Source organism: Pseudomonas kermanshahensis, from assembly GCF_014269205.2.
Classification (GTDB): Bacteria; Pseudomonadota; Gammaproteobacteria; order Pseudomonadales; family Pseudomonadaceae; genus Aquipseudomonas; species Aquipseudomonas kermanshahensis.
In genome coordinates this window covers 498,527-511,253 of the sequence record NZ_JABWRY020000001.1, presented here as the reverse complement: position 1 = coordinate 511,253, position 12,727 = coordinate 498,527, and the positions used below count along the sequence as shown (strand labels likewise).

Annotated in this window: 11 protein-coding genes; 1 reads left to right on the top strand and 10 read right to left on the bottom strand. The window is 60.3% G+C overall.

Annotated elements, in window-relative coordinates; genetic code table 11:
- Positions 1–51: 51 nt before the first annotated feature.
- The 10 genes from HU764_RS02320 to hmpA all read right to left on the bottom strand — a co-directional run bounded on the left by HU764_RS02320 (position 52) and on the right by hmpA (position 10,877).
- A complete protein-coding gene (locus tag HU764_RS02320; RefSeq protein WP_186703493.1) occupies positions 52–438 on the bottom strand; it encodes a YkgJ family cysteine cluster protein in 387 nt (128 codons plus the stop codon).
- Between the two features lie 171 nt (positions 439–609).
- On the bottom strand, positions 610–1,737 hold the full coding sequence (locus tag HU764_RS02315) for a hypothetical protein (RefSeq protein WP_186703492.1): 1,128 nt from the start codon (positions 1,735–1,737) through the stop codon (positions 610–612).
- Positions 1,738–1,852: 115 nt separating this feature from the next.
- Positions 1,853–3,061 carry an alanine transaminase gene (gene alaC, locus HU764_RS02310; RefSeq protein WP_186675496.1) on the bottom strand — a complete coding sequence of 403 codons (1,209 nt, stop codon included), beginning with the start codon at positions 3,059–3,061 and terminating at the stop codon, positions 1,853–1,855.
- A 292-nt stretch (positions 3,062–3,353) separates the two neighbouring features.
- Positions 3,354–4,241 (bottom strand): heme o synthase, encoded by an 888-nt coding sequence (gene cyoE / locus HU764_RS02305; protein WP_027595508.1) that lies wholly within the window; start codon positions 4,239–4,241, stop codon positions 3,354–3,356.
- Positions 4,242–4,252: 11 nt separating this feature from the next.
- Positions 4,253–4,585 carry a cytochrome o ubiquinol oxidase subunit IV gene (gene cyoD / locus HU764_RS02300; RefSeq protein ID WP_027595507.1) on the bottom strand — a complete coding sequence of 111 codons (333 nt, stop codon included), beginning with the start codon at positions 4,583–4,585 and terminating at the stop codon, positions 4,253–4,255.
- Positions 4,585–5,208: a cytochrome o ubiquinol oxidase subunit III gene (cyoC, locus tag HU764_RS02295; protein ID WP_027595506.1), complete on the bottom strand. Its 624-nt coding sequence runs from the start codon at positions 5,206–5,208 to the stop codon at positions 4,585–4,587. Before cyoC ends, cyoD begins: the two co-directional genes overlap by 1 nt.
- Before the next feature lie 3 nt (positions 5,209–5,211).
- Positions 5,212–7,230: a cytochrome o ubiquinol oxidase subunit I gene (gene cyoB / locus HU764_RS02290; protein WP_027595505.1), complete on the bottom strand. Its 2,019-nt coding sequence runs from the start codon at positions 7,228–7,230 to the stop codon at positions 5,212–5,214.
- A gap of 3 nt (positions 7,231–7,233) precedes the next feature.
- Entirely contained in the window at positions 7,234–8,178 is a 945-nt protein-coding gene (gene cyoA, locus HU764_RS02285; RefSeq protein ID WP_027595504.1) for a ubiquinol oxidase subunit II, read from the bottom strand.
- A 558-nt stretch (positions 8,179–8,736) separates the two neighbouring features.
- Positions 8,737–9,243 carry a disulfide bond formation protein B gene (locus HU764_RS02280; protein WP_027595503.1) on the bottom strand — a complete coding sequence of 169 codons (507 nt, stop codon included), beginning with the start codon at positions 9,241–9,243 and terminating at the stop codon, positions 8,737–8,739.
- Between the two features lie 455 nt (positions 9,244–9,698).
- Entirely contained in the window at positions 9,699–10,877 is a 1,179-nt protein-coding gene (gene hmpA, locus HU764_RS02275; protein ID WP_186703491.1) for an NO-inducible flavohemoprotein, read from the bottom strand.
- Positions 10,878–11,031: 154 nt separating this feature from the next.
- Between hmpA and norR the strand changes: the two genes are divergently transcribed.
- Positions 11,032–12,582: a nitric oxide reductase transcriptional regulator NorR gene (norR, locus tag HU764_RS02270; protein WP_186703490.1), complete on the top strand. Its 1,551-nt coding sequence runs from the start codon at positions 11,032–11,034 to the stop codon at positions 12,580–12,582.
- Positions 12,583–12,727: the final 145 nt, after the last annotated feature.

Genomic DNA, 12,727 nt, shown 5'->3' with positions numbered 1-12,727 from the left:
GTGGGAGCGGGCTTGCCCCGCGAAAGGGCCGGCACAGGCGACCCAAAAAGGTCAGGCCACCTCAGCCCCATCATCATCCGGCCAATGCGGCTCGTTGGCCCCAGGCGGAGTCAAAGGCGGCAAGCCATAGGCCGCGCGTGCATCGTCGCAGCTCGGGTTGTGCACCCCACCCTCCCACGACGCTTCGAACTCTCGGCAAGGGCTCGAGCGGTTGGCGTAGATGGTGCACGCCACCTCTTTGCCGATCTCGCCGGCAAGGCTGACACAGCGGCAAGGCTTGGCATCGGTGCCGATCATCGCGACCCGCGTGGGGTTGATCTGCACCACCAGGTCGTCAGGCACAATGCCCCCGGCAGACTGGCATTCGCCCCAGAAGAAGGACACACGGAAGTACCCGCAGCAGGCGCCGCAGTCAAGGCAAGGGTTATATTCGGACATGAGGCCACGGAGGGAAGGTTGTTGTTATCGGGGCTGGGCCCGCGGCGCCATTTTCATTCCAACCGGGGCCGGCTGGATAGAGGGGGAATGCAAAAAAAATTGCCACTGATCCGGCAAACTCCACAGTCAGAAAAATGGGCGAACAGCACAGCGGCTGCCCGCCTGCCCGGCCTAGCGCAGGGCCTTGTAAGTGTTGGCATCCCAGTGCTGCAGGCCCAAGCCTTCGCGAGGGTCATAACGGTCACTGCGCACCTGGCTGAAGCGCGTGCGGGTTTCGCCACAGTGCACCAGCCGGTCGTCTTTTTGGCCTTCGGTGATGACGGTATACGACTGGCTGCGCATGGCCTGGTAGTGCTCATCGGCGGCCGCCATAGCCAAGTGATGCTGCATCAGTTGGTTGTCATCCAGCGCCAGGCACTTGTCCAGTTCGGCACCCCAACGGGTCAGGCAGACTTCGGCGAAATGCCGCACGATTAACCCGGGTTCGACCAGCACCTTGCCGTCGCTCGCCCCGTCAGCCGAGGCATTACCCACCAAGGTGGCATGCCGGCCTGGCATTGGGTAGATGCACATGCGCGTGCCGGGGTCGACGGCAGGGATCACGCAGGCGAAGCCCTTGGAGCGTTCGTCACGCGAATAGAATCCGACATATTCGCGGACATTGCCCGCCAGGCTCACCCGCTCGGTTTGCACGTTGCCTACACCGGGCACGGGGTCGATGGCAAAGATGTTGACCGGAATATCCTTCAAGTCCGGATCCTCAGCCATCGCATTGGCCAGCATATGGCAACTGATGCCGCCACGGCTCCAACCCACTAGGTTGACCTGGGTGGGCAAGCGCGGTTCGCGGAATATATTGATGATCTGTTCCTGCAGCGCCTGCGGGGTCGGGTGGCGATCGCCGTAGTCATAGGTCCGCCAGAACCAGGAAGCCGTGGCGGATGCGTCCGGGATCGGCACGCCTGCGTCTTTCAGCCTTGTGTACGCATCCTCAGTGAGTTTGGTGCGCTGCCAATTGCTCTCACCCTTGATCACGTTCAGCACATGGCTCACGTTTTCTTCCCAACCACGGCCAAACAACTGACCACTCCAGTTAAAGTAGCCACCTGGTTTAACGAACAATTCGTCATCCTGAAGGTTGCCGCTACCTGGCCCGTCAACCGCAATCCAGTGGGCGAACTCGCGCCCCTGATCGTTGCTGGCCAATGTCGAGACCAGCTCGCCGTTCCAGAAATTGGGGTTGGCAGCATCGAAGCGGTGGGAACCAGTGCCGCAGAAATACGCTGTGAATACACTCATTTGGATACCTGAACAGGAAAATGAGTGCTGAAGGTAGTGGCGCGAATACTCGGCAGGCAGTCGGAAGGCCAGCCCAGCTGATATAACGAGGGGCCGCCACGCGGCCCCTCGCTGTTTACTTGCGGGTCAAACCATCCGCCCTGAACATCTGGCGGATGCCGCGAATCGCCTGGCGGATACGGTCCTGGTTCTCAATCAGGGCAAAGCGCACGTGATCGTCACCATAGTCACCAAAACCGATGCCCGGCGACACACACACCTTGGCCTCAGCCAACAGCTTCTTGGCAAACTCCAGCGACCCGAGGTGCGCATACTCCGGCGGAATCTTCGCCCACACGTACATCGAAGCCTTGGGGTTCTCGACCATCCAGCCCAACTCGTGCAACCCCTTCACCAACAGGTTGCGGCGCTGGCGGTACTGCTCGGCGATATCGCGCACGCACTGTTGGTCGCCTTCCAGCGCAGCGATGGCTGCCACCTGCAAAGGCGTGAAGGTGCCGTAGTCGTGGTAGCTCTTGATGCGCGCCAGGGCGTTGACCAGCTCGGGGTTGCCGACCATGAAGCCGATACGCCAGCCGGCCATGTTGTAGCTCTTGGACAGCGTGAAGAACTCCACCGCGATGTCCTTGGCCCCCGGCACCTGCATGATCGACGGGGCTTTCCAGCCGTCGTAGACGATGTCGGCGTACGCCAGGTCATGCACCACCAGCACGTCATACTGCTTGGCCAAGGCCACCACGCGCTCGAAGAAGTCCAGCTCCACGCACTGCGCGGTCGGGTTGGACGGGAAGCCGAGAATCATCATCTTCGGCTTGGGTATCGATTCGCGTATCGCCCGCTCGAGCTCATTGAAGAAGTCCACACCCGGCACCAGCGGCACCGAACGCACCTGGGCGCCGGCAATCACCGCACCGTAGATGTGGATCGGGTAGCTGGGGTTGGGCACCAGCACCGTGTCGCCCTGGTCGAGGGTGGCGAGCATCAGGTGAGCCAGGCCTTCCTTGGAACCGATGGTGACAATGGCTTCGCTTTCCGGGTCGATGTCGACCTCGTAGCGCTCCTTGTACCAGTTGGAAATGGCCCGGCGCAGGCGTGGGATGCCGCGGGAGGTGGAGTAGCCGTGCGTGTCTTCACGCTGGGCGACCTGCACCAGCTTCTCGACGATGTGCGGCGGGGTCGCGCCATCGGGGTTGCCCATGCTCAGGTCGATAATGTCTTCGCCACGACGGCGGGCGGCCATCTTGAGCTCGGCGGTGATGTTGAAGACGTAAGGGGGGAGACGATCGATGCGCGCAAAGCGGCGCGGCGAACCTGGGTTGGCCATGGCTTCCTCTGAGTACGTAAGCGCCCGGAACCGTCCGAGCGACGTTGGCCGATGTGGCGGCCTGGATCAGAAGATAGTGCCGAAACAGGATATCTGTAAAGGGCAATTTCCTGTTTTATTAGAATTTTTCAGATGTATTTTTTGAAAATTAGAATTTTGTGTTTTCAGGGCCGGCCTCTTCGCGGGGAGAGCCCGCTCCCACAGGAATATACACAGGCATTGGGACTTGCCCAGAACACCCATAAAAAAACCCCGGCACATGGCCGGGGTTTTCGTGTAACAGGCAGCGGTATCAGCGTGCGTAGGTCATCAGCACGTCCGCAGCAGTCTGGCTGTCCACCGACATCATCACGCTCAGGGCAGTGACAGTGAGGATAGAGAAGCCAAACACCTTGCGGGCCCACTTGCTGTCGTCCTCGGCCTTGTAGCCACCCCAGGCCATGTACAGCCAGTACAGGCCCATGGCAGCTGCCACGGCCAGGTAGCTGAGGCCGGCGTAACCGCCGAGGGTGAGCATCAGGGTGGCGAGCACGAAGGCCAGCACGTACAGCACGATCTGCTTCTTGGCAGCAAGAATACCGCGTGCCACCGGCAGAACCGGAATGTTGGCAGCGCTGTAGTCCTTGAAGCGGAAGATGGCGATCGCGAAGCTGTGCGGCATCTGCCACAGGCTGAACATCACCAGCAGGGTCACTGCAGCCAGGTCGAAGCTGTTGCTGACGGCGCAGTAGCCGATCACCGGAGGCATGGCACCCGAAAGGCTGCCGACCAAGGTGCCGTGCACCGATTTACGCTTCAGCCAGAGGCTGTAGAAACCGACGTAGACGACGAAGCCGATCAGCGCACAGAACGCCGACAGTGGGTTGGCCTGGACATACAGCAGGCTGAAACCCGCCACCCCAAGCAGGGTGGCGTAAATCAGCGCGAGGGGCAGCGACATGCCGCCCTGGACCATGACGCGGTTCTTGGTACGTTCCATCTTGATGTCGATGTCGCGGTCGATGCAGTTGTTGAACACGCAACCGGACGCCACCACCAGGGAAGTACCTACCACCACCGCCAGGAACAGGGCGAAGTCTACATGGCCCTTCGCGGCAAGGAAGAATCCGCCTGCCACGGAAAGCACGTTACCGAAAATGATCCCCGGTTTGGTGATTTGGATAAAGTGCTTAACGGACATGCAGTCTTACCTCACTTGGCCATCATTTCGATGTGGATGTTGAACATGATCCACAGCGACAGGCCGACCAGCAGTGCAATTACCATGGTGGTAAACAGGAACGTCGACACGTTGGAACGCTGCTCTTTCGAGCGGTCCATGTGCAGGAAGTACACGAGGTGCACTACAACCTGAATGACAGCCATGGCGACCACGATCAGAACGGTCAGGTTCTTCGGCAGGCTTGGGTACATCACCAGGCCGAACGGGATAGCGGTCAGGATGATCGACAGTACAAAGCCGATCATGTAGGACTTCACGCTGCCGTGATTACCTTCGTGATGAGTGTCGTGTGCGTTAGCCATTACAGAACCCCCAGCAGGTAGACGACGGTGAATACGCAGATCCAGACCACGTCCAGGAAGTGCCAGAACAGGCTCAGGCAGCTCATGCGGGTCTTGGCAGTCGGGGTAATGCCCTTGGTGCTGATCTGATACATCAGGATTGCCATCCAGATCAGACCTGCAGTCACGTGCAGACCGTGGGTACCGACCAGCGCGAAGAACGCCGACAGGAAGCCACTGCGCTGCGGGCCGAAGCCCTCAGCGATCAGGTGATGGAACTCGTAGATTTCCATCGCGATGAAGCCGGCACCGAACAGGAAGGTCACGGCCAACCAGCCCAGTACACCTGCTTTCTTGCCATCGAACAGCTTCAGCATGGCGAAGCCGAAGGTGATCGAGGACAGCAGCAGGAAGGCAGTTTCAACAGCTACGAAGTCGAGCTGGAAAATGTCATGACCCGACGGGCCGCCGGCAAAACTGCCGGACAGCACCGCGTAGGTAGCGAAGAGCGACGCAAACAGGATGCAGTCGGTCATCAGGTACAGCCAGAAACCGAGTACGGTCATCTGGCCCGAGTCGTGGTGGTGATCGTCGTGCCCATGGTCGTGACCATGAGCAGCGCCGTGGATTACTTGACTGGACATTGATTACACCCGCTCAAACGATTCGACACGTGCGCCGGCAGGCAGAGCACCTGCTTTGGCCAGCGCTTTCATACGCTCGCCTTCGATGCGCGCCACTTCTTCGGCCGGAACCATGTAGCCCTGGTCGTCACGCGCAGCGTGGCGAACGAAGACAGCGATGGTTGCAACCAGGCTCGCGCCTACCAGCCACCAGATGTGCCAGATGAAGGCAAAGCCGAAGACGGTCAGGAACAGGCCCATGAACAAACCGGTAGCGGTGTTGCTCGGCATGTGGATGGCGTCGAACTTGGTTGCCGGCTTGTAAGCAGCGCCGATTTCCTTGGTTTCGTGCCATGCATCCAGGCCAACCTGCTCAGGCATGTGGGCGAAGTTGTAGAACGGAGGTGGCGACGAAGTCGACCATTCCAGCGTACGACCGCCCCATGGGTCGCCGGTCACGTCCAGGTTCTGGTTGCGGTCGCGGACCGAAACGTAGAGCTGGATCAGCTGGCAAGCGATACCGAACAGGATCAGCACGGCGCCGACCACGGCAACGTACAGGTAGGGTTCCCACAGTGGGTTGTCGGAGTGGTTCAGACGACGGGTCATACCCATGAAGCCCAGGGCGTACAGCGGCATGAACGCAACGTAGAAGCCCGAGATCCAGAACCAGAAGGCAGCTTTGCCCCACTTCTCGTTCAGGGTGAAACCAAAGGCTTTCGGGAACCAGAAGGCGAAACCGGCGATGTAGCCGAATACCGCGCCACCGATGATCACGTTGTGGAAGTGAGCAATTACGAACAGGCTGTTGTGCAGAACGAAGTCAGCACCTGGAACGGCCAGCAGTACGCCAGTCATGCCACCGATGGAGAAGGTGATCATGAAGCCCAGGGTCCACAGCATCGGTGCGGTGAAACGCACACGGCCCTGGTACATGGTGAACAGCCAGTTGAACAGTTTCACACCGGTCGGAATGGAGATCAGCATCGTCGCCAGGCCGAAGAAGGTGTTGACGCTCGCGCCGGCACCCATGGTGAAGAAGTGGTGCAGCCATACGGCAAAGCCCAGGATGGCGATTGCGCCCGATGCGTAGATCATCGAGTGGTGGCCAAACAGACGCTTGCCAGAGAACGTCGAAGTCACTTCCGAGAACACGCCGAAGGCCGGCAGGATCAGGATGTAAACCTCAGGGTGACCCCACGCCCAGAACAGGTTGACGTACATCATCGGGTTCCCACCAAGCTCGTTGGTGAAAATGTGGAAGTCCAGATAACGGTCAACAGTCAGCAGTGCGAGTGCAGCAGTCAGGATCGGGAACGAAGCGACGATCAGCACGTTGGCCCAGGTGCAGGTCCAGGTGAAGATCGGCATGTCCATCAGTTTCATGCCAGGTGCGCGCATCTTCATCACGGTGACGAGGAAGTTCACACCGGTAAGCGTCGTACCTAGGCCCGATAGCTGTAGCGCCCAGATGTAGTAGTCGACACCCACGCCAGGGCTGTACTGAATACCCGCGAGCGGCGGATAGGCAACCCAACCGGTCTTGGCAAATTCGCCGACGCCCAGGGAGATGTTGACCAGCAGCACGCCTGCCAGCAGCAGGTAGAAGCTCAGGGAGTTCAGGAACGGGAAGGCAACGTCACGTGCACCGATCTGCAGAGGCAGGGCCAGGTTCATCAGGCCGGTGAAGAACGGCATCGCCATGAAGATGATCATGATCACACCGTGAGCGGTGAAGATCTGGTCATAGTGTTCAGGCGGCAGGTAGCCTTCGGATCCGCCAGTGGCCGCAGCCAGCTGGGTACGCATCATGATGGCGTCGGCAAAGCCGCGCAGCAGCATGATCATCGCGACGATGATGTACATCACCCCGATTTTCTTGTGGTCGACAGTCGTCAACCACTCGCTCCACAAGTAGGTCCACTTGCGGAAATAGGTGATAAGACCGACGACAGCGATACCGCCGAGCGCGATCATGGCAAGCGTCACCATGACTATCGGCTCGTGATAGGGTATCGCCTCCAGGCTTAATTTACCGAACATCTCTTACTCCTCTGCACCGGCAGCTGGTTGCATACTCGATTCCACACCCTTGGTAGTGGCCAGATCTTTGCTGCCTGCTTCTTCGTGGACCGGCTTGCCGCGGTTCATGCCTTCGTACTTGTCGACGATGGACTGGAACAGCTCTGCCGGGGCCTCGCTGTACAGCGCGACTGGGTTGTATTCGCTAGGTTTGGCCAGAGCTTCGTACTCGGCTTTGCCCAGTTTCAGCGGCGACTGCTTCACTTCGGCGACCCACTTGTCGAAGTCTTCCTGGGAAGTTGCAGTAGCCTTGAATTTCATGCCGGTGAAGCCAGCGCCGCTGTAGTTGGCGCTGATACCGTCGAATTCGCCGTTTTCGTTGGCGATCAGGTGCAGCTTGGTGGTCATGCCGGCCATGGCGTAGATCTGGCCGCCCAGGCCCGGGATGAAGAACGAGTTCATCACGGCGTCGGAGGTGACGCGGAAGTTGACCGGGGTGTTAGCCGGGAAGTTGATCTTGTTGACCGTCGCGATGCCCTGCTCCGGGTAGATGAACAGCCACTTCCAGTCCAGTGCGACCACGTCGATCTGGATCGGCTTGACGTCGGAATCCAGCGGACGATACGGGTCCAGCTTGTGGGTGGACTTGTAGGTGACATAACCCAGGGCGATGATGATGATGATCGGGATGATCCACACCGCGGCCTCGATCTTGGTCGAGTGCGACCAGTCGGGGGTGTAGGTGGCCGCCTTGTTGGAAGCACGGTACTTCCAGGCGAACGCCACGGTCATGATGATGACCGGGATCACCACCAGCAGCATCAGGCCGGTAGCGATGAGGATGAGGTTCTTTTGCTCAATGCCGACCTGACCTTTCGGGTCGAGCAGGGTCCAGTTGCACCCACTGAGTAAAAGCATGCCTAAAAAGGGCAATATGCCAAACAGTCTGGGGTAACGCTTTTTACTCATCTCACGACCTCTAGATCAGCTTGCTTCAATGCAATTTGTGTTTTGGTAGCCAACACTTCGTCCTGCCAAGTGCGGCATTTCGCGCCCGTACTCGCTCCTGCCTGGGGTCCGACTGCAGGACCTTGGCTCAAGCGTGTTAGCGGTGCTTATGGTTTCGTAGGCAACAGGCCTGTACTTCAGACCAAGTCCATTTGGTGCGGGAAAACGCGGAGGGGTGTCCGCTCGGTATCGCCGCTGGGCGAAACTTGACGAAGTCAGCAAAAGGGAGCGCTGGGGCTTCCTTCAATCCTGCGACTCGCAAGCAGTGCCGAACGGAAATTGGGGGCGATTGTAGATAGGTCGCCAACCCTTGACTATGACTTATTGAGCAACAGTCTTTTACAGAATACGCAACAATGCGACCTGAAGAATCAACTTCGCGACAGTTTGTCGCACCCCGCCGGGTAGCCCTCAAAGCCGCATTCTACAAGGCTTTGTGATTGATCTGGATCAAGCGGGGAGCAACTTTCTGCGCATCTCACGCCGTGCAAAAGACCTCATGCAATTCGGGACTTTTGTCTAAGCCTGACGTCGGTTGCGGTAGATGCCCAGCGGAACCAGAATGGCCGTCAGGACAAATGCGACCAGCGCCCACTGCGCCAGCGACAGACCGAGGATCGGTGGGTACGGCGTGCTGCAGAAGCCATCGACCTGGAATGCCAGCGGCCACAGCTTGGCCAGGGGCAGGTCGTCGACGATCGGCTGCAGGGTATCGATGCCGCAACTGACCATGGGGTTGGCGAGTATATACACATGGTTGCCGGCCGCAACGATTCCCCCGATGGCGCTGAGTACCACCAAGCCTTCGAAGACCGTCAGGCTGCGCCGCCCGGGCATCGCGGCGGCGATGAAGGCAAACACGGCGATAAACAGCAAGGCATAGCGCTGCAGGATGCACAGCGGGCAAGGCGCCTCGCCCAATACCACTTGCATATAAAGGGCGCCGCCGATCAGCGACAGGCAGATCAGCCCCAGCAGCACCAGAAAGCGCCGTTCCCGATTCAGGCGCGAAGTTTGTTCGTTCATTGCCGGTTCCTTGGATGGAGAGTGGCCGCGTGGTCCGCCTGCCTGCGCGCGATTCTACACGCTGGGCAGGGCCTTTAGCGTGCCGAGGGGGCAACGTGATAGCACTGCGCAGGGCTATCCGAGATGGCTGAGACCGGCCATTGTGACGTCGGTTCAACGTCACACGGCAAAAAAGCGGCTACCCGGGTGCCGCGCAGGGGCAAGCCCCTCGACACCTGGGAGTGAAGGATACCGTGATTAAAGGAGGATTAAAGATGAAAGCTTGGCGGGCTGTTTCATCTCTCCTTTATATAAGCAGGTAGGCGCAGCCTGGTGATGCAAAGAGGCCGGTATATAAGCAGGTAGGAGCAGCCTTGTGCTGCGAAGAGGCCGGTGATGGCTCAGAGCATCTTCTGAGATCACCGGCCTCTTCGCAGCACAAGGCTGCTCCTACAACAGCTAGGACTGCTGGGTGTTTACTCCAGCGCTGCTGCTGGCCCGAAGAACTCGTAGCGGCTCTGCTGCTCCGGCACACCCAGGCCCTTCAGCTGGCGCTTGACCGCCGCCATGAAGGCTTTAGGCCCCAGGAAGTAGGCATCGACGTCACGTTCACGTGGCAGCCACTCGGCCAGCAGGTCTTCGTTCAGCAGGCCCACGGCATCGGCCGCAGCGCCGCCTTGCGGCTCGGCATAGCAGTAGAAGCGCTTGAGCTGTGGATGACGCTCGGCCAGGCCGTCGACCCACTCACGGAAGGCATGCACGGCGCCGTTACGCGCACAGTGGATGAAATGCACTTCACGCGGGGTCTGCAGTGCCGCCTGCAACATCGCCAGGGTCGGGGTGATCCCCACACCGCCACTAATCAGCACCAGCGGCTTGTCGCTGGCGGCCAGGGTAAAGTCGCCTGCAGGTGGGAACAGCTGCAGGGTCTTGCCCACCACCAGTTCATCGTGCAGGTAGTTGGACACTTTGCCACCGGCTTCGCGTTTGACGCTGATGCGGTATTCAATGCCGTCGCACAGGGCCGACAGCGAGTAGTTGCGACGCTGCTCGGCGCCGTCGATGAACAACTGCAGGCCGATGTACTGCCCTGGCTCGGCCTTGAGCACTGGCTTGCCGTCCACCGGGGCGAAGTAGAACGAGACGATCTCGCTGCTTTCCTGCTCGCGGCGTACCAGGCGGAACTCGCGGGTACCACGCCATCCGCCGGCGGCTTGCTCCTTCTCTTTATAGAGGCTTTCTTCAGCGCCGATGAGGATGTCGGCCAGTTGACCATACGCCGCGCCCCAGGCCGCGATCACCTCTGGTGTGGCGATGTCCTTGCCGAGCACTTCTTCAATGGCGCGCAGCAGGCAGCTGCCCACAATCGGGTAGTGCTCCGGCAGAATCTGCAAGGCAACGTGCTTGTTGATGATCTGGCCGACCAGGCCGCCGAGTTGTTCGAGCTGGTCGATATGGCGGGCATACATCAAGACGCCGTTGGCCAACGCACGTGGCTGGTCGCCGCTGGCCTGGTGGGCCTGGTTGAACAGCGGACGCACTTGCGGGTACTCGTTGAGCATCATCTTGTAGAAGTGAGTGGTCAGCGCTTCGCCGCCGCTTTCCAGCAGGGGGACAGTGGCTTTGACGATTGCACGTTGTTCGGCAGTGAGCATTGCAACGACTCCTGAGCCTATGGCTTCGAATGATTGCCTTGGGTATTTCACCATTCGTGCCAACTTTTATACCCAGCAAAATCAGGGCGTTGACGCGCATCATGTCAAAACGACTCGCTCGGGCGTATAGTCATAATGACCAAAAGGAGTCCCTATGACTGCAAAGCCACTGCTCACCGCCCTCCTCCCCCTGGTCAGCGACTTGTCCCGCGACCTCAGCGATCAGGAACGCTACCGCCGCTTGCTTCAGGCCATGCGCGGGCTGTTGCCGTGTGACGCCGCCGCACTGCTGCGCTTGGACGGTGAGTGGCTGGTGCCGCTGGCAGTGGACGGCCTGAGTGCCGATACCTTGGGCCGACGCTTTCGGGTCAGCGAACACCCGCGCTTCCAGATCCTCCTCAGCCGCCCACACCCCACCCGCTTTGCCAGCGACTCGGACCTGCCTGACCCCTACGACGGCCTGGTCAACGCCCCGGATGCCACGCTTGAAGTGCATGACTGCATGGGCTGCCCGTTGATGGTCGATGAGCGCCCTTGGGGCCTGCTGACCCTGGACGCGCTGACCCCCGGGCAGTTCCAGAGTCTTGAGCTGGATGCGCTGCAGGCTTTCGCCAGCCTGGCTGCCGCCACGGTAACCGTGGCCGAGCGTATCGAGCACCTGGCCCTGCGCGCAGAGGACGAACACCATCGCGCCGAGATCTACCGCCAGGCCAGTGCCCAGGACAAGGAGCTGATTGGCCAGAGCGCGGCACACAAGCGGCTGGTGGAAGAGATACGCCTGGTCGGCGGCAGCGAGTTGACCGTGCTGATCACCGGCGAGACCGGCGTTGGCAAAGAGCTGGTGGCCCAAGCCCTGCACCAGGCCAGCAACCGTGCTGACAAACCGCTGGTCAGCCTCAACTGCGCGGCCTTGCCCGATACCCTGGTGGAAAGCGAGCTGTTTGGCCACGTGCGCGGCGCCTTTACCGGCGCCCACGGCGAACGCCTCGGCAAGTTCGAGCTGGCCAATGGTGGCACGCTGTTTCTTGATGAGGTCGGCGAGTTGCCATTAACCGTGCAGGCCAAGCTGCTGCGTGTGCTGCAAAGTGGCCAGTTGCAACGCCTGGGGTCGGACCGCGAACACCGGGTCGACGTCCGCCTGATCGCAGCCACCAACCGCGACCTGGCTGCAGAAGTGCGCAATGGCAACTTCCGCGCCGACTTCTACCATCGCCTGAGCGTGTACCCGTTGCACGTTCCGCCGCTGCGTGAACGTGGGCGCGATGTGCTGCTATTGGCGGGGTACTTCCTCGAACAGAACCGTTCGCGCCTGGGCCTGAACAGCCTGCGCCTGAGCAGCGACGCCCAAGCTGCACTGCTGGCCTATGACTGGCCGGGCAACGTGCGCGAGCTCGAACACCTGATCGGCCGCTCGGCGCTCAAGGCGCTCGGCCAGCACCCGGAACGGCCGCGCATCCTCACCCTTGAGGCCATCGACCTTGACCTGCGCGCCGCTGCCCCATCGGGCCAGTTGCCCTCCCCCTCACCCCTGCTGGAGGCGCCTCTGCCCGATGGCGGATTGCGTGAAGCCGTCGACCTTTATCAACGCCAAGTGATCGAAAACTGCCTGCAAAGGCATGCGGATAACTGGGCCGCCGCCGCGCGCGAACTCGGCCTGGACCGCGCCAACCTCAGTCGGCTGGCGCGTCGGCTGGGGCTTCGCTGAGGCATACCTACAAAAGGATTAACCCAGAAAGCCATCTGGTTGCTTCTCGCTGGGCTGCTATATCTCCCTAACCACCGGTATCACGGCCGTCATGGTCGAGGCTGAGCGCAACACGTTGCATTGACGTTGCGCCGGCCCTGGTTCG